Here is a 16,949-nt window from a genome sequence, read left to right on the forward strand (position 1 = left end):
AGTAGAAATACTGAATATGTCGCTCAATTGCCGGATTATCGCAACCATCCCGCGCAATCGAAACACGCCTCGCGAATTTGCCGCGTCACGTGCGTTAACGTCGATCCCAGTGCGCGGGCGCGTCGTCGCTCAGCAGACGAACCCGATCTCGCGTTCCGCTTGCGCTGCGCGATGCCGCGTCACGCTGCGCGCACGGTATCGAGGAAGTTGCCGACTTCGAGCTTGAGACGGTTGCTGTCGCCAGAGAGCGACTGGGCCGCCGCCAGCACCTGCGACGACGCCGAGCCGGTCTCGCTCGCCCCGCGCTGCACGTCGGTGATGTTGGCCGAGACCTGATGGGTGCCTTCCGCCGCCTGCTGCACGTTGCGGGAGATTTCCTGTGTCGCCGCGCCCTGCTCTTCCACGGCCGCCGCGATCGTGGAGGAAATCTCCGAGAGCTTCTCGATAGTGCCGCTGATGTCCTTGATTGCGCCGACCGAATGCTCGGTCGCGGTCTGGATGCTGGCGATCTGCTGCCCGATCTCACCGGTGGCCTTCGCGGTCTGTTCGGCGAGTGCCTTGACCTCGGAGGCGACAACCGCAAAGCCGCGACCCGCTTCGCCGGCGCGCGCGGCCTCGATGGTCGCGTTGAGCGCCAGGAGATTGGTCTGACCTGCGATCGTGCTGATCAGCTCGACCACGGCGCCGATCCGCGTCGCCGCCTTGGACAATTCGCTGACACGCTCGGTGGTGACACGCGCCTGGCCGACAGCTTCGTGGGCCACGCGGGCCGATTCCTGCACCTGCCTGCTGATCTCGGTGATAGAGGACGACAGCTCCTCGGTCGCCGACGCCACCGCCTGTACGTTGGCGGACGCCTCCTCGGAGGCCGCAGCAACCATGGTCGTGAGCTGCTGCCCACGCTCCGCAGTCGATGTGAGCGTCGACGCCGAGGCTTCCAGCTCGGTCGCTGCCGAGGACACGGTGTCGACGATCTCCCCGATCGCGGCTTCGAAGCCGTCGGCCAGCTTCCGCATTTCCACCTTGCGCTGCTCGGCTGCCCGCTTCTCGGCCGCAGCGTGATCGCCGCGCATGCGTTCGACTTCGAGGCCGTTTTGCTTGAAGACTTCAACGGTCCGTGCCATCTCGCCGACCTCGTCACCTCGGCGGGTGCCTGGTACGACCGTCGTGAAGTCGCCATTGGCGAGCCCACCCATCGCAACCGAAATGGCTGAAAGCGGCTTGAGGATCCGGCCAAAGGTGATCCAGAAACTGAGGCCAGCGAGCATCACCGAGGCGCAGAGCAACACGACCGTGAAAGCGAAATTACGAGTGCTGACTTCTGCCTGCATCGTGGCTTCGCGGTCAGCGGCCGCGCCAATGGCTTCACCGAGCTTCAGCACCGCATTGATGCCGGCAGTGGCCCGCGTGAAGTACTCGGGTCCCGTGATCTTGTAGTCCCCGGCTTCGCCACCGGCGAGCACAAGCGCCCGCGTTTCACCGTAGAGTCCAAAATAGGACTTCTCGACCTCCGTCATCGCCTCGCCGATCTGCAGGGCGAGGTCCGAGCGCAGCCGCACCGGCAATACCGTGTCCCATGCGAGCTCGACCTTGGCCCGCAGCGCCGAAAGGCGCTCATAGCCCTCCATCCCGAGCTTCGCACGCGCACCGACGACACCGGCCAGCAGGGCCCGCTCCCTTCCGGCATTCTCGGCCATCTGAGCTGTCAGATGTCGCAAGCCGATGAGCTGCGCCAGCCTTGCCACGGGCGGGCTGGTGAGCGTTTCGAGCGTCAGCCGCAAGCGGTTGCTCGCGACGTCGATCACCTCCGTAATCGTTGGCGCGAAGCCATCGACGAGGTCAGGTTCGCGTTCGACGCGCGGGCGCGACATTCCCACGTCGGCCTTCTCACGCAGGAGACGCAGCGCCTCGAATTTCGTCGCTGCGTCCGCAATCTGTCTTTGCCCCGCCCCCATTTCGGGAATCGCGCTGATATCGAGGATGGCTTGGCGAAAGGCCTCGTCGGCCGTCGCGCGCGCCTTTGCGATTTCGGCACGGCGCTCGGGGCTGACGACATCAGGAGACTTCAGCACGGCGTTGGTCAGCCCGCGTTCAATCGCCCAATGTCCTGCGCTGCGCAGCAGCAGCTGGGCAACTGCATTGACCTTCAGGAATGCCCCGGACTCTCGCCTCTTGAGGATGGCCTCATAGGCGATGAATCCGGCCGAGGCCAACCCCAGCAAGACCAGGGCAGAGATGATGATCGGCAAGATCGTGCCGATCCGAACATGTCCGAGCCGACTCCACGCGCTGGCGGCCTGAGTTCGGGCCTGATGATGTGCAGGGCTCAACATGGTACGTTTCCCCCGAAGGAAACACGCAGCCAAGTCCTTGCCGGCTGCATGGACGTTGATCGCCCTTGCCGGAGAATCTAGTCCTCGTGTTTTCGCATTCTGGTTAACGGGAGGGTTCGGAGAAATACTGAGATTTCAGCCCAAATAGTTGAAATCGAAGGGGTAATTTCGCGAGCAGGTTGTAAATTTCAGCTTGAGGTCGCCGCTGTTTGTTTTTGCAGCCGACGTTCGCCGAAGGCCTGCGCGAGACGTTCGCGGCGACGATCGGATGCAAAAACGCCCCGCCTAAGGAGGCAGGGCGTCTTCCGAGCTGTCCGGAACGAGGTTCTTAGGCCGCGCGCACGGTGTCGAGGAATTTGCCGACCTCGAGCTTGAGGCGGTTGCTGTCGCCGGACAGCGACTGTGCCGCTGCCAGCACCTGCGAGGATGCCGATCCAGTTTCGCCCGCGCCGCGCTGCACGTCGGTGATGTTGGACGAGACCTGATGGGTGCCTTCCGCCGCCTGCTGCACGTTGCGCGAGATCTCCTGCGTCGCCGCGCCCTGCTCCTCGACGGCCGCAGCGATCGTAGACGATATCTCGGACAGCTTTTCGATGGTGTTGCTGATGGCGCTGATGGCGGCGACCGAGTCCTGCGTCGCCGCCTGGATGCCCGAAATCTGCTGGCCGATTTCGCCGGTCGCCTTTGCGGTCTGCTCGGCCAGCGCCTTCACTTCGGAAGCCACCACGGCAAAGCCGCGGCCGGCCTCGCCCGCGCGCGCGGCCTCGATGGTGGCATTGAGCGCCAGCAGATTGGTCTGGCCGGCGATGGTGTTGATCAGCTCGACCACGTCGCCAATGCGAGCCGCCGCCTTGGACAATTCGCCGACACGGTCCGTTGTGGTGCGGGCCTGGGTAACCGCCTCGCTCGCGACCCGCGCCGATTCCTGCACCTGTCGGCTGATCTCGGTGATCGAGGACGACAGCTCCTCCGTGGCCGACGCCACCGACTGCACGTTGGTCGACGCCTCCTCCGAGGCCGCAGCAACCACTATCGTCAGTTCCTGTGCCCGCTCCGCCGTCGAGGTCAGCGTCGAGGCCGACGCTTCGAGCTCCGTCGCGGCCGAGGAGACGGTGTCGACAATCTCCCCGACGGCAGCTTCGAAGCCGTTCGCGAGCTTGTGCATCTCTGCCTTGCGTTGCGCGGCTGCGACCTGGTCCTGCCTGATCTTGGCCTCGGCATCCTCGCGCGCCTTTTGCTCGGATACGATCTTGAATTTTTCGACGGACGCGGCGACGCCGCCGACCTCGTCCTTGCGGCCGAGCCCCGGCAGCACCACGGAGAAGTCACCACCAGCGAGCTTGTCCATGGCAACCGTGAGCGCGCGGATCGGCCGCGCGATGGTCAGGAAGGACATCAGCCATGAACCGACGAGGACGAGCACGGCGCACGCACCGACCACCATGCCGAGACGCTCGCTCGCGGCCATCTCCTGGTCGCGGCAGCGATTTCTTCCTCGCCTTTGTGCTTGGCGAAATCGGCGATCTCGCTGGTCAAATTATCCAGTTGCGTCGCAAGCGGCAGCGTCACCTCACGGATCTGGCGCGCGCCTTCCTCGGAAATCTTGGCCGCGCGCGCGGGGTCCGTGGCCGCAATGGCAATGGCCTCGCTGCGAAAAGAGGCGTTCTGCTGTGCGCCCTTCAGGTAATCGGCGGACGTCAACTTGAGCTTCTCCATCCGCGCGCGATTTTCCGGGGAGTGCGTCAATCTGAGCATGGAATCGATGACGCCGTTCAGCGCTTTCGACCGCTCCAGCAGAGTCTCGCTCGCCTTTTGCAAGTCACCCTGATTGTTGGCGAGACGCATGTCGCGTACAGCGAGCTGCATGCCACGTATTCCAAGCTTGGCTTCGGTGGCCTCGCGCACCAATTCCTGCTGCGCAATTGCTGCTTGGTTGGAATGACGCACGGTGTTGTTGCCGATGACCTGGCTCGCGATCATGGCGCCGACGAGAATAACGCCGAACACCGAAGTGAGCGCGAGCTTGGTACCAATTTGTAGATTCTGGATGAGTCTCGACATGAGGGCGTTTCCCGGGATGCGCGGCCAAGTCATTGTCGGCCGCCCTCGGCGTTGATCGCCCTTGCCTAAAAACTGAGCTTCAGGTGTGGTGATCCGGTTAACGGCCGCCCCCGGACAAATACCGGCTTCGCCGGGAAATCCCTTGAAAAATGGCACGGTCCGCGCGCTTAACAGGTTAACCACACGCGGCGGTAGGATGCCCGATTTTTAGCCAGTGCGACCAAGGGCTTTCTGGCTCTCGCCGATCAGGCTGATCCGGAACACCGGCTCCTTGTTCTCGTCGAGCAGCTCCATGCGCCATTCGGCGTCCTGTTTCAGGCCGCGTGAGATGCCGCCGAGCAAATTGGCACAGACTTCGGTCATCTCGGTCCAGGCCGCGGCGCGGTCCTCGAACTCATATGGCTGGTCGGCAGCACCGGAATAGCGGCCCGTGCTGATACGGAAGAAGTACAGCGACATCGTTGAACCCTTTGATCGGGCCGCGCCCCCCGGCCGTACGCAAACTGGGGCGCGAACAGCTACCAACGCATGAAAGCCGCCGTCCGTATGACTACGGCGCGGCGGCTTCGTGTTTGATGGCAGCTCTCAACGACAAAGTGCGCGGACTGTCCTGCGCAGCCAACTCACTGGGTCGAGCGGCGCAGCTCCAGCGGGGCGTCGTCCCTGGCGGGCTCCGATTTAACTTGCGGCTTCACCGGCTCGAGCCGGCTGCTCTCGACGCGTGGGGTCTCGATACGCGCGGCGACTTCGGTGTTGGTCGCGCCGACCGAACCCGTGTGTTCCGAGGTGCGCAGCGAGCGCGGCCGCGCGACGGCGCGCGCCATCAGCATCTGGTTGCCGCCTTGGTGATGGAAGTCGCAATAGGCAAAGCCCATCCCCGACACCGAGCCGCGGAAACTGCGATCGTCGGTCTTTTCAAGATTGAAACAGGGCTCGAACGGAATGCCCTTGATCGAGGCGCAGACGTTCTGGCCGCGGATCTGAAGCGTGTTGCCGGGCAGACGGAGATGTTTCACCGGACCTGCACCCGAGAACTGCACGGCGCCGGCGGCGCCGAGGTCGTCCATGATGCGGCCAGCCCCGCGGGTGCCGTCAAAGCAGGTGAAAGCAAACACCTTCCCGGCGACGAAGCGGCGCGCCTCATCGGCGTTCATGCTTCCAGCAATGGCCGGCGCAAACGTCGCTACCGCCGTGACCGCCCCCAACACAATACGCGCAAGCATGCTCAACTCCGAACCAACCCCGCAGCGGGCTATGCCTTATCTCTTTACCCGCTGCTTACCATACTAACCATGGCGACATTGAAGCAGCATGGTTGGTAAAGTCTGAACGCCGTTAGAGAATTTTTACAACGGTGCGACCGCGGACCTGGCCGGCCAGGATTTTCGCGCCCCACTCCGGAACTTCGGAAAGCGGAATTTCGTGAGTAATTTCAGCTAGTTTTGTCCGATCCAGATCGGACGCCAGGCGCTGCCAGGCGGCTTTCCGCGGCTCGATCGGGCACATCACGGAATCGATGCCGAGAAGGCACACCCCGCGCAAAATGAAGGGCGCGACGGAAGACGGCAGGTCCATGCCGGCCGCCAAGCCGCAGGCCGCGATCGCGCCGCCATACTTTGTCATCGACAGGAGATTTGCGAGCGTGGTCGAGCCGACGCTGTCGACGCCACCCGCCCAGCGCTCCTTGGCGATGGGCTTGGCGGCCGCTGACAATTCGTTGCGGTCGATCACCTCAGTCGCGCCGATCTCTTTCAGATAGTCGGCTTCGGAGGCACGGCCGGTGGACGCGATGACGTGATAGCCGAGCTTCGAGAGCACGGCGGTCGCAACCGAGCCGACGCCGCCCGCCGCGCCCGTCACCACGACCGGACCGCTGTTCGGCGACACTCCGTGCTTCTCCAGCGCCAGCACGGACAGCATCGCGGTGAAGCCGGCGGTGCCGATCGCCATGGCGTCGCGCGCCGACAGGCCCTGCGGAAGAGCGACCAGCCAGTCGCCTTTCACCCGCGCCTTCTCGGCATAGGCGCCGAGATGGGTCTCCCCCATGCCCCAGCCGGTGCAGACGACTTTATCGCCCGCCTTCCATTGCGGATGCGAGGACTGCTCGACGGTGCCGGCGAAATCGATGCCGGCAATCATCGGAAAGCGGCGCACCACCGGCGCCTTGCCGGTGAGCGCAAGGCCGTCCTTGTAGTTCAATGTCGACCATTCCACGCGGACGGTGACGTCGCCCTCCATCAGCTCGGCTTCGTCGAACTGCGTGAGCTGCGCGGTGGTGCCCTTGTCCGCCTTGTCGATCCGGATCGCCTTGAACGTCGCCACAGCAAAACTCCCTGACTTGTTTCAGGGGATGTTTAGCCGATCAGGCAGGCTGCGCAACCGCCCGCTGGACCGGTTTTTCCACGATCGGAAGATTGATCAGCGCCGAGAGCACGCCGAACAGGATCGAGAGCCACCAGATCGGCGTGTAGGAACCGAACCGCTCGAACACAATGCCGCCGAGCCAGACGCCGAGGAAGCCGCCGACCTGATGGCTGACGAAGGCGAAGCCATAGAGGGTGGCGAACCAGCGCGTGCCGAACATGATCGCGACCAGCGCCGAGGTCGGCGGCACGGTCGACAGCCAGGTCAGGCCGGAGACCGCGCCGAACGCAATCGCCGAGAATGGCGTGATCGGGAACGAGATGAAGGCAAACGTCGCAAGCGCGCGGGTGAAATAGATGCTCGAGAGGATGTAGCGCTTGGGAAGTGAGTTCTGGAGATAGCCGACGCTCAGCGATCCCATGATGTTGAACAGGCCGATCGCGGCGATCACCCAGCCGCCGATTTGCGTGGAGATGCCGTTATCGACCAGGAAGGCCGGCAGATGCACCGTGATGAAGGCAAGCTGGAAGCCGCAGGTGAAGAAGCCGAGCACAAGCAGCACGTAGGAGCGATGGCCGAAGGCTTCCGCGAGCGCTTTGGTGAAAGTCTGCTGGTCCGCGGGCGCCGCGTTTGCCGTGCTTGCGACCGGCGGCGTCGAGAGCGCCAGCGCCAGCGGGATGATCAGCAGCATCAGGAAGCCGAACACGGTGAGCGCCTGCTGCCAGCCGAAATTGTCGATCAGGGCCACACCGATCGGCGCGAACAGGAACTGCCCGAACGATCCCGCCGCAGTGCCGGCGCCAAGCGCAAGGCCGCGCTTCTCGGCCGGCAAGAGCTTGGTAAATGCCGAGAGCACCAGATTGAACGAGCAGCCGGCGAGACCGAAGCCAACCATGACGCCAGCGCCGATGTTGAGCGACAGCGGCGTCGAGGAATAGCGCATCAGGAGCAAGCCGCCGGCATAGAGCAGAGCGCCGACGCACATTACCCGGAACAGGCCGAAGCGATCGGCGACCGCGCCGGCGACGGGCTGGCCCAGTCCCCACAGCAAATTCTGAAACGCGATCGCGAGGCCGAACACGTCGCGGCCCCAGGCATATTCATGGCTCATCGGCTGTACGAAGAAACCGAGCGCCGAGCGCGGCCCGAAGCCGAGCATCCCGATCGCGCAGCCGCAGAGAATGATGATCGCCGGCGTACGCCAGGAGGAGGAACGGGAGACCGAACCGAGCTCGCCCATCTGTGTCGACATGCTGTTCCTCGTGCGTCGTCGCGGATTCGCAAATGGCAGCCGCGAGCCAGCTCGTTTAATGCATCTGCATGAAAACCCCAAGTCAAAAACGATTGCATTCCGCGAAGAGCTGGCGCGGGAGCATTGCATTTCCTCGCGACCTTAGCCGACGCGCCGGGCGCCGGACTTGACGGAAATGTGTGCGGCAAGATCTGGCGGCCCGCCGCGCGCCGTGTTATCTTCGATTTACTCAAGTTGAGCATATCGAAGGTCCACCGGCCCCCTTGGCCGGATTTCTCAGGCCACAAATATACTCATATTGAGTACAACTGACATACTCGGGAGGCTTCGATGCCGCTAACTGGAATTTACGGCCCCGACGACTTTGCCAACCGGCCGCAGGGCCACGTCATCGCGCCGGCACGGCCGGGGCAGGCGCGAACCGGACCTCCGCTGCCGATGCCTTCACTGGAATGGACGCCGGAGGTCGAGCGAGCCACCGCACCGCTTTACGAGCGCGTGAAACAGGTGATCCCGCCGATCGAATGGCCGCTGATGGCCCCGACGATCAAGGCGATCAACGAACTGAAGCAGGCGCGCGGCGCGGTGATTCTCGCGCATAATTACCAGGCGCCGGAGATCTTCCACTGCGTCGCCGACATCGGCGGTGATTCGCTCCAGCTCGCGGTCGAAGCCACCAGGGCGAAGGCCGGCATCATCGTCCAGTGCGGCGTGCACTTCATGGCGGAGACGTCGAAACTGCTCAATCCGGACAAGACGGTGCTGATCCCTGATACGCGCGCGGGCTGCTCGCTCGCCGCCAGCATCACTGGCGCCGACGTCCGCCTGCTCCGCGAAAAATTTCCCGGCGTGCCTGTCGTTGCCTATGTCAACACCTCCGCGGAGGTGAAGGCCGAGGTCGATATCTGCTGCACCTCGTCGAACGCGGTTCAGGTGGTCGAGAGCCTCGGCGCGCCCAGCGTGATCTTCCTGCCCGACCGCTATCTCGCCACTTACGTGGCCTCGAAGACCGACGTGAAGATCATTGCCTGGAAGGGCGCCTGCGAGGTGCACGAGCGTTTCACCGGCGCCGAGCTGCGCAGCTACCGCGAGGCCGATCCCTCCGTTCAGATCATCGCCCATCCCGAATGCCCGCCGGACGTGCTGGCCGAGGCCGACTTCACGGGCTCGACCGCGCACATGATCAACTGGGTGCGCGAGCGGCGGCCGCGGCGGCTGGTGATGATCACGGAATGCTCGATGGCCGACAATGTGCGCGCCGAGCTGCCCGATGTGGAGATGCTGCGTCCCTGCAACATCTGCCCGCACATGAAGCGCATCACGCTCGCCAACATTCTGGAGAGCCTGCTGACGCTTCGCGACGAGGTCACGATCGATCCCACGCTTGCGGACCGCGCAAGGCGCTCGGTCGAGCGGATGATCAATCTGAAGAACTAGCAACACACACAGCGGTCGTCCCGGCCTAGTGCGCAATTGCGCACTAGGCCGGGACGACAGCTGAGAGCTTGGAGAAAGCTATGACAACAAACACCATCCACCCCCTCGCCCGCAGCGCCGACGATGTCGTCATCGTCGGCGGCGGTCTCGCCGGACTCTTTTGCGCATTGAAGCTCGCGCCGCGGCCGGTGACATTGATCTCGGCCGCGCCGCTCGGACAGGGCGCGTCATCCGCATGGGCGCAAGGCGGCATCGCCGCCGCAATAGCTGAAGGCGATACGCCGGAAGCGCACGCCGCGGATACGATCGCCGTTGGCGGCGGCATCGTCGACGAAGCTGTCGCATTGGAAATCGCGCGCGAGGCCGCGCCGCGGATTCACGATCTTCTCGCCTATGGCGTGCCGTTCGACCGCGATCTCGAAGGCAGGCTCGCCGTCGGGCGCGAGGCCGCACATTCGGCGCGGCGTATCGTCCATGTGCGCGGCGACGGCGCGGGCGCCGCCATCATCGCAGCCCTGAGCGAGGCCGTGCGGCGCACACCATCGATCCGGCTGATCGAAGGCTTTGTCGCCGAAGCGCTGTTGACCGAGGACGGCGCTGTCATCGGCCTTCAACTGCGCGAAGTCCGCAATTACGCCGCACGGCCGGTCCTCCTCGCTGCGCGGACGGTGGTGCTCGCCACCGGCGGCATCGGCCATCTCTATGCCGTCACCACCAATCCGCGCGAGGCCAGCGGATCCGGCCTTGCGATCGCCGCACGCGCCGGCGCGGTCATTGCAGATCCCGAATTCGTGCAATTTCACCCGACCGCCATCATGGTCGGCCGCGATCCCGCGCCGCTCGCCACGGAAGCCCTGCGCGGCGAAGGCGCGACGCTGATCAACGGCCGTGGCGAGCGTTTCATGGCGGCGCGCCATCCGCTCGCCGAGCTCGCACCGCGCGACATCGTGGCCCGCGGCGTGTTCGCGGAGATCTCGGCCGGGCGCGGCGCCTTCCTCGATGCGCGGCAGGCGCTGGGCGCACGTTTTGCCGACAGGTTCCCGACCGTTCATGCAAGCTGCATCGCCGCCGGCATCGACCCCGCCACGCAGGCCATCCCGATCGCACCGGCGGCGCACTATCACATGGGCGGCATCGCGGTGGACGATCGCGGCCGCAGCTCGATCGACGGGCTCTGGGCCGGCGGCGAAGTGTCGTCCACCGGCGCGCATGGCGCGAACCGGCTTGCGTCGAATTCGCTGCTGGAGGCCGTGGTCTACGCCGCGCGCATCGCCGACGACATCGCCGGCCGCACCATTCCCTCGCCCGCGCGCCTTGCGGACGTGCCGACGCCGCGGGGCGACGCGCCGGATGCTGCGGACGTGAACCGGCTGCGGACGCTGATGAGCGCGCATGTCGGCGTGATCCGCAATGGTGAGGGGCTTGCGGAGGCGGTCCGCAGCTTCGCCGCGCTCGAATGCGAGGCCGCGAGCATCACGGTCCGCAACATGGCAACGGCAGCCCTGCTCGTGGCGGCGTCGGCCTGGAACCGGCGCGAGAGCCGCGGCGCGCATTTCCGCTCCGACCATTCCGCGGACGTTCCCGCGCTCGCGCAACGCACGATGACGACGCTCGCAGCAGTGCGCGAGATCGCAGATGGCCTAACCGAACGCCCGACACCACGCATCGCGCAACCCATGATCGCTTGACGGAGTCCGCCATGATCACCCCAACCTCTCTGCTCTACCCCGACGCCTTCCTCTCCCCGCTCGCGATCGACGAGGCTGTGCACCGCGCGCTCGATGAGGATCTCGGCCGCGCCGGCGACATCACCTCGCTTGCGACGATCCCCGAGGCAACGAAGGCGCAAGCGATCCTGGTCGCACGGCAATCCGGCGTGATCGCCGGCTTGCCGCTGGCGCTCGCCACCCTGCAAAGGCTTTCGCCCGACATCGAGGTACGCGCACATGTTCGCGACGCCGCGCGCGTCGCCCGCGGGCAGCAGGTGCTGACGATCTCGGGGCCGGCACGCGCCGTCCTCACGGCGGAGCGGACCGCGCTGAATTTCGTCGGCCGCCTGTCAGGCGTTGCGACGCTCACGGCGGACTATGTTGCGCGCACCGAGGGCACCCGGATGCGGATCTGCTGCACGCGAAAAACCACGCCGGGATTACGGGCGTTGGAGAAATACGCGGTACGTTGCGGCGGGGGCTTCAATCACCGCTTCGGGCTCGACGACGCGATCCTGATCAAGGACAACCACGTCGCGGTCGCCGGCGGTATCCGCCCCGTGCTGGAGCGCGCCCGCGCCCATGCCGGCCATCTCGTCAAGATCGAGATCGAGGTCGACACGCTGACGCAGTTGCGCGAGGTGCTCGACACCGGCCTTGCCGACGCCGTGCTGCTCGACAACATGGACATTGCGACGCTGCGCGAGGCCGTTGGGATCAACGAGGGACGCCTCAAGCTGGAGGCATCCGGCGGCGTCACCCTGGGCTCGATCGCAGCCATCGCGGCGACCGGCGTCGACTACGCTTCAGCCGGCGCGCTGACGCATTCGGCACCGAATTTCGACTGCGCGCTGGATATCGAGATGTGAGGCGCTACCTTCGCTCGGTCGTGCCCATCTCGGCGGAGCTCTTGGCTTCCTGGGTGAGTTCGGCGGAGAGCGCGGCGGTCTGCGCCGGCGTGCCCCAGCTCGGTTCCTCGCTGCCGTCGCCCCAGGCGCGTGGGCGATAGAAGGTGTGGACGCCGGTCTTGTACATCTTCTTCATCTCGGCGACCCAGGACGGGCGCACCCAGTAGGCGTGGTAGTGCGTGGACTTGCCGACCTCGGGCAGCCAGATCTGGCCGTCGAGCATGGCCTTCGAGATCTTTTTCGCACGCTCCCACATCTCGGGCTCGCGGATCACGTCGGCATTGTTGTCGCAGGCAAAGGTGAACTGGCAGGCGAGATGCCGGTGCTTGTTCTGATAGACGGCGCCGCACACCGTGTCCGGATATTTGCCGGAGAACACGCGGTTCATCACCACCTGCGCAACCGCCATCTGACCGCGCACGGCTTCGCCGCGGGACTCGAAATAGACGGCCTCCGCGAGGCATTTTTCGGACTTCGCGCGCGACTTGTCGTCGAGCGCGAGCCGTTCCGCCGGCGATCTGGCGCGCTGGTTGTCGACGTTGACCTCACCCTTCGGCGCGACGCTCTCGCCGCTTTCGATATCCTTCGCAATATCCTCCGACGGCGGCGACAGCGAGGCCGTCACCTTCATGTCGGGGTCGGGCATCACGATCAGCGGCTCCGCACCCGGTTGCCAGCTCTCGATGCTCTCGACATTGCCGCCGAGCGAGGAACTGCCGAAGAATAGGTTCGAGGTCTTGACGCGGAACGGATCGCGCGGCGGTGCAGCCGGAATGGTGGCCTGCTTCAGCGCTTCGAGCGGCTGGAGCGCGATCGAGCGCGCGGCGTCGCTGGCCTGTGGCGCATTGGTGTATTGCGGCAGCGGCGGCGCGCGCAGCGCCTCCGCGAGTTCGGGATCGAGCGCGGCCGCGGACTCCGGCGACATCGCCTGTGGCAGCGCGACGGTCTTGGCGCCGAACACCGAGCTGTTCGACGTCGCGGGATCTTCCTGCGTCGGCGCTGCCGTCGGCGCGCCCGCTTCGGGAGCCTGCGTCGGTGTGACCGTTGCGAGGCGGTCACCCTTCATCGAGCGATCGACCTTGGGAAAATCGGCGGCCTGGTAGCGCGGCGGCGCCTGCAGCGCCGGATTGCGGCTGATCGCGCCGGTGACGTCGCGGCCGTCGAGGCTCGCGAGACGAACCATCGCGCTCTGCGGAGCCGAAGTGCCGATCGGCCGGGAAAAACTGTAAGTGGCCAGCTGTATGGAGGACGCAGCAGAGAATACCTGCTTCTGCCAACGCTCCGCGACGCCGGGTTGGCGCGCCAGCAGCGAGGCAACGTCCTGATAGCCGGTCTCTCTCGGCATCAATGCGAAGATGCAGAGACCGATGCCGAAGGACGCGAACCGCGCGCCCTTCGGATGGGTACGCAACAAAAACATCGATACGCTCACGCTACGCTTACGCTAGAAAAATCGAGCCGCAGTACATCCGTGCAATTCGATCTTTATCGTGAGTATCTAATTTAGGTTGCCGGGGCGTTAATCGGCGTTGCGCATGCGGCACACGCAAGCAATCGCAGGTGTTTTCACGGGGCGACGATGCGCATTGGTAAACGCGCCCTCACGCTGCGCGGTAAACAATTGGTCAACGCGAATGGTGAAGGAACTCTTGCTCGCACGTGTCATTACGGGACGCGATAGGTTCGGTCCCATCGCCACATCAACAGTAGCTGTCATGCCCCGCGAAGGCGGGGCATCCAGTACGCCGCGGCTTCTGCGTTCAAGCACTAACGTCTCGGCGTACTGGATCGCCCGGTCAAGCCGGGCGATGACAGCGAGTGTGCGGTGATCGCAATGGCGGCGTGGCGAGAGCATCGCTCCAAACAAAAGAGGCGGGGTTTAGCCCCCGCCTCTTTCGTTCTCAACATTTCAACTCGTCGCTTATGCCTGGCTCGCAACCGCCTTGCCGAGCGCGGCTTGCGCGGCGGCGAGGCGGGCGATCGGGACGCGGTAGGGCGAGCAGGAGACGTAGTCGAGGCCGATCGCGTGACAGAAGGCGACGGAGGCGGGATCGCCGCCGTGCTCGCCGCAGATGCCGACCTTGAGCGAGGCGCGCGTCTTGCGGCCGCGTGCGACGCCGATCTTGACGAGCTCGCCGACGCCTTCCTGGTCGAGCGCGACGAAGGGATCGATCGGCAGGATGCCCTTGGACACGTAGGTGCCGAGGAAGCTCGCGGCATCGTCACGGCTGATGCCGTAGGTCGTCTGCGTGAGGTCGTTGGTACCGAACGAGAAGAACTCGGCGCTCTCCGCGATCTCGGCCGCGAGCAGGCAGGCGCGCGGCAGCTCGATCATGGTGCCGACCTGGTAGGTCAGCTTGGTGTTGGTGTCGCGCATCACCGCCTTCGCGGTGGAATCGATGCGCGCCTTGACGAGGTCGAGCTCCATCTTGGTGGCGATCAGCGGCACCATCACCTCGAGGCCGACGGCCTTGCCGGTGCGCTTCTCGGCCTCGACTGCCGCTTCGAAGATCGCGCGCGCCTGCATCTCGGCGATCTCGGGATAGGCGATCGCGATACGGCAGCCGCGGAAGCCGAGCATCGGGTTGAACTCCGACAGCTCGCGCGCGCGGTCGGCCAGGCGCCGCGGGTCGGTGTTCATGGCGCGCGCCACTTCCTCGACCTCGGCATGGGTGTGCGGCAGGAACTCGTGCAACGGCGGATCAAGCAAGCGGATCGTGACGGGCAGACCCTTCATGATCTCGAACAGCTCGACGAAGTCGGCGCGCTGCATCGGCAGCAGCTTTGCCAGCGCAGCGCGGCGCGACTGCTCGTCCTCGGAGAGGATCATCTCGCGCACCGTGCGGATGCGCGTCTCCTCGAAGAACATGTGCTCGGTACGGCACAGGCCGATGCCTTCCGCGCCGAACTTGATCGCGGTGTGCGCGTCTTCCGGCGTGTCCGCGTTGACGCGCACGCCGATCTTACGGACCTGGTCGGCCCATTTCATTAGCGTGCCGAACTCGCCGGACAGCTCGGGCTCGATCATCGGCATGCGGCCGGCGAGCACCTGACCGAGCGAGCCGTCGATGGTGATCACGTCGCCGGTCTTGAAGGTGCGCGAGCCGATGCTCATGGTGCCGCGGCCGTAATCGACGCGGATGGTGCCGCAGCCGGAGACGCAGGGCTTGCCCATGCCGCGCGCGACCACCGCAGCATGCGAGGTCATGCCGCCACGGGTGGTCAAGATGCCTTCGGCGGCGTGCATGCCGTGGATGTCCTCGGGGCTGGTCTCGATCCGGACCAGAATCACCTTGCGACCGTCGGCCTGAAGCTTGGCCGCCTCGTCCGAGGAGAACACGATCTCGCCGGAGGCCGCACCCGGCGAGGCCGGCAGGCCGGTCGCGATCACGTCGCGCTTGGCATTGGGGTCGATGGTCGGATGCAGCAGCTGATCGAGCGAGGCGGGGTCGATCCGCGTCACCGCTTCCTTCTTGGTGATCAGGCCTTCATTGGCGAGCTCGACCGCGATGCGCAGCGCCGCTTTCGCGGTGCGCTTGCCGCCGCGGGTCTGCAGCATCCAGAGCTTGCCCTGCTCGACCGTGAACTCCATGTCCTGCATGTCGCGGTAGTGCTTCTCGAGCAGCGTGTAGATCCGGGTCAGCTCGTTGAAGGCTTCCGGCATCGCCGATTCCATCGACGCCTTGTCGGAGCCCGAGTCCTTGCGCGCTTCCTCGGTGATGTCCTGCGGCGTGCGGATGCCCGCCACCACGTCCTCGCCTTGCGCGTTGATCAGGAACTCGCCGTAGAGCTTGCTCTCGCCGGTCGAGGGATTGCGCGTGAAGGCAACGCCGGTCGCCGAGGTCTCGCCCATGTTGCCGAACACCATGGCCTGCACGTTGACCGCGGTGCCCCAGGATTCCGGAATGTCGTGCAGCCTGCGGTAGGTCACCGCGCGCGCGTTCATCCAGGATGAAAACACCGCGCCAATCGCGCCCCAGAGCTGGTCGTGCGGATCCTGCGGAAAATCCTTGCCGGTTTCGCGCGCGACCGCGTCCTTGTACTTGCCGACCAGATCGACCCAGTCGTCGGCGGTGAGATCGGTGTCGAGCGTGTAGCCCTGGCTGTCCTTGAAGGTGTCGAGGATTTCCTCGAAATGATGATGCTCGAAGCCGAGCACCACGTCCGAATACATGGTGATGAAGCGGCGATAGCTGTCATAGGCGAAGCGGCGATCGCCCGACAGTTCCGACAGCGCTTCCACGGTCTCGTCGTTGAGGCCGAGATTGAGCACGGTGTCCATCATGCCCGGCATCGAGGCGCGGCCGCCGGAGCGCACGGAAACGAGCAGCGGGTTCCTGGAATCGCCGAAGATCTTGCCGGTCAACTTGCCAACATGATCGAGCGCCTTCTCAACCTGCGACTTCAATTCCTTGGGGTAGGATTTGTCGTGCGCGTAGAAATAGGTGCAGACCGAGGTCGGGATGGTGAAGCCCGGAGGCACCGGCAGGCCGAGATTGGCCATCTCGGCGAGGTTGGCGCCCTTGCCGCCGAGCAGGTCGCGCATCTCCGCTTTGCCCTCGGCCTCGCCGTCCCCGAACGTGAACACCCACTTGCCGGCCTTGGCCGCAACAGGCGCCGCCTTGGTTGAAGCAGCCTTGCTCGGTACCGACTTCGCGGCGACCTTCGGCGCAACCGGCTTCTTCGGCGCCTTCGCAACAGCCTTGGAAACGGCCTTGGCCGCAGGCTTCACAGCCGGCTTGGCAGCAGCCTTGGCCACGGGCTTCGGGGCGCGCTTGGCAAGTGCCTTGCGGGCCGCCGGCGCGGCTTTCGCCTTGGCAGAGGACTTTGATTTCGCTGGCATTTTCGCTGAAGTTTTCGAGGCGGCTTTGGCCATAGCTTGCAC

The 16,949-nt window shown here is 65.1% G+C and carries 10 protein-coding genes and 1 pseudogene; 3 read left to right on the top strand and 8 right to left on the bottom strand.

Annotated features, from left to right (window positions below):
- Nucleotides 1–179: 179 nt before the first annotated feature.
- The 6 genes and pseudogenes from ABIB80_RS10565 to ABIB80_RS10590 all read right to left on the bottom strand — a co-directional run bounded on the left by ABIB80_RS10565 (nucleotide 180) and on the right by ABIB80_RS10590 (nucleotide 8,010).
- Nucleotides 180–2,333 carry a methyl-accepting chemotaxis protein gene (locus ABIB80_RS10565; RefSeq protein ID WP_354127363.1) on the bottom strand — a complete coding sequence of 718 codons (2,154 nt, stop codon included), beginning with the start codon at nucleotides 2,331–2,333 and terminating at the stop codon, nucleotides 180–182.
- 328 nt (nucleotides 2,334–2,661) lie between these two features.
- Nucleotides 2,662–4,427, bottom strand: a pseudogene (locus ABIB80_RS10570) (methyl-accepting chemotaxis protein).
- 174 nt (nucleotides 4,428–4,601) lie between these two features.
- Nucleotides 4,602–4,853 carry a DUF6894 family protein gene (locus tag ABIB80_RS10575; RefSeq protein ID WP_007594936.1) on the bottom strand — a complete coding sequence of 84 codons (252 nt, stop codon included), beginning with the start codon at nucleotides 4,851–4,853 and terminating at the stop codon, nucleotides 4,602–4,604.
- Between the two features lie 164 nt (nucleotides 4,854–5,017).
- Entirely contained in the window at nucleotides 5,018–5,617 is a 600-nt protein-coding gene (locus ABIB80_RS10580) for a hypothetical protein (RefSeq protein WP_219684674.1), read from the bottom strand.
- 112 nt (nucleotides 5,618–5,729) lie between these two features.
- The gene (acuI, locus tag ABIB80_RS10585) at nucleotides 5,730–6,716 is read right to left on the bottom strand and encodes an acrylyl-CoA reductase (NADPH) (RefSeq protein WP_219684675.1); all 987 of its coding nucleotides are present in this window, start codon (nucleotides 6,714–6,716) and stop codon (nucleotides 5,730–5,732) included.
- A gap of 40 nt (nucleotides 6,717–6,756) precedes the next feature.
- Nucleotides 6,757–8,010 (bottom strand): MFS transporter, encoded by a 1,254-nt coding sequence (locus tag ABIB80_RS10590; RefSeq protein WP_219684676.1) that lies wholly within the window; start codon nucleotides 8,008–8,010, stop codon nucleotides 6,757–6,759.
- Between the two features lie 330 nt (nucleotides 8,011–8,340).
- Between ABIB80_RS10590 and nadA the strand changes: the two genes are divergently transcribed.
- From nadA to nadC, 3 genes are all read left to right on the top strand, one after another.
- Nucleotides 8,341–9,447, top strand: a complete 1,107-nt coding sequence (gene nadA, locus ABIB80_RS10595; RefSeq protein ID WP_354127364.1) for a quinolinate synthase NadA — start codon at nucleotides 8,341–8,343, stop codon at nucleotides 9,445–9,447.
- 80 nt (nucleotides 9,448–9,527) lie between these two features.
- Entirely contained in the window at nucleotides 9,528–11,135 is a 1,608-nt protein-coding gene (locus ABIB80_RS10600) for an L-aspartate oxidase (protein ID WP_219684677.1), read from the top strand.
- 11 nt (nucleotides 11,136–11,146) lie between these two features.
- The gene (nadC, locus tag ABIB80_RS10605; protein ID WP_007594942.1) at nucleotides 11,147–12,025 is read left to right on the top strand and encodes a carboxylating nicotinate-nucleotide diphosphorylase; all 879 of its coding nucleotides are present in this window, start codon (nucleotides 11,147–11,149) and stop codon (nucleotides 12,023–12,025) included.
- Between the two features lie 4 nt (nucleotides 12,026–12,029).
- Here the strand turns inward: nadC and ABIB80_RS10610 are convergent, their stop codons facing one another.
- Nucleotides 12,030–13,484, bottom strand: a complete 1,455-nt coding sequence (locus ABIB80_RS10610) for a cell wall hydrolase (protein ID WP_354127365.1) — start codon at nucleotides 13,482–13,484, stop codon at nucleotides 12,030–12,032.
- A 501-nt stretch (nucleotides 13,485–13,985) separates the two neighbouring features.
- Nucleotides 13,986–16,940 carry a pyruvate, phosphate dikinase gene (gene ppdK / locus ABIB80_RS10615; protein ID WP_354127366.1) on the bottom strand — a complete coding sequence of 985 codons (2,955 nt, stop codon included), beginning with the start codon at nucleotides 16,938–16,940 and terminating at the stop codon, nucleotides 13,986–13,988.
- Nucleotides 16,941–16,949: the final 9 nt, after the last annotated feature.

This window comes from Bradyrhizobium sp. i1.15.2 (assembly GCF_040548425.1).
GTDB lineage: Bacteria > Pseudomonadota > Alphaproteobacteria > Rhizobiales > Xanthobacteraceae > Bradyrhizobium > Bradyrhizobium canariense.

Excerpts from the sequence above, each read along its gene's own strand:
- ABIB80_RS10600 (WP_219684677.1), top strand. The coding sequence starts at position 9,528 with ATGACAACAAACACCATCCACCCCCTCGCCCGCAGCGCCGACGATGTC.
- ABIB80_RS10575 (WP_007594936.1), bottom strand. The coding sequence starts at position 4,853 with ATGTCGCTGTACTTCTTCCGTATCAGCACGGGCCGCTATTCCGGTGCT.
- ABIB80_RS10610 (WP_354127365.1), bottom strand. The coding sequence starts at position 13,484 with ATGTTTTTGTTGCGTACCCATCCGAAGGGCGCGCGGTTCGCGTCCTTC.
- ABIB80_RS10580 (WP_219684674.1), bottom strand. The coding sequence starts at position 5,617 with ATGCTTGCGCGTATTGTGTTGGGGGCGGTCACGGCGGTAGCGACGTTT.
- nadC (WP_007594942.1), top strand. The coding sequence starts at position 11,147 with ATGATCACCCCAACCTCTCTGCTCTACCCCGACGCCTTCCTCTCCCCG.
- nadA (WP_354127364.1), top strand. The coding sequence starts at position 8,341 with ATGCCGCTAACTGGAATTTACGGCCCCGACGACTTTGCCAACCGGCCG.
- ABIB80_RS10590 (WP_219684676.1), bottom strand. The coding sequence starts at position 8,010 with ATGTCGACACAGATGGGCGAGCTCGGTTCGGTCTCCCGTTCCTCCTCC.
- ppdK (WP_354127366.1), bottom strand. The coding sequence starts at position 16,940 with ATGGCCAAAGCCGCCTCGAAAACTTCAGCGAAAATGCCAGCGAAATCA.
- ABIB80_RS10565 (WP_354127363.1), bottom strand. The coding sequence starts at position 2,333 with ATGTTGAGCCCTGCACATCATCAGGCCCGAACTCAGGCCGCCAGCGCG.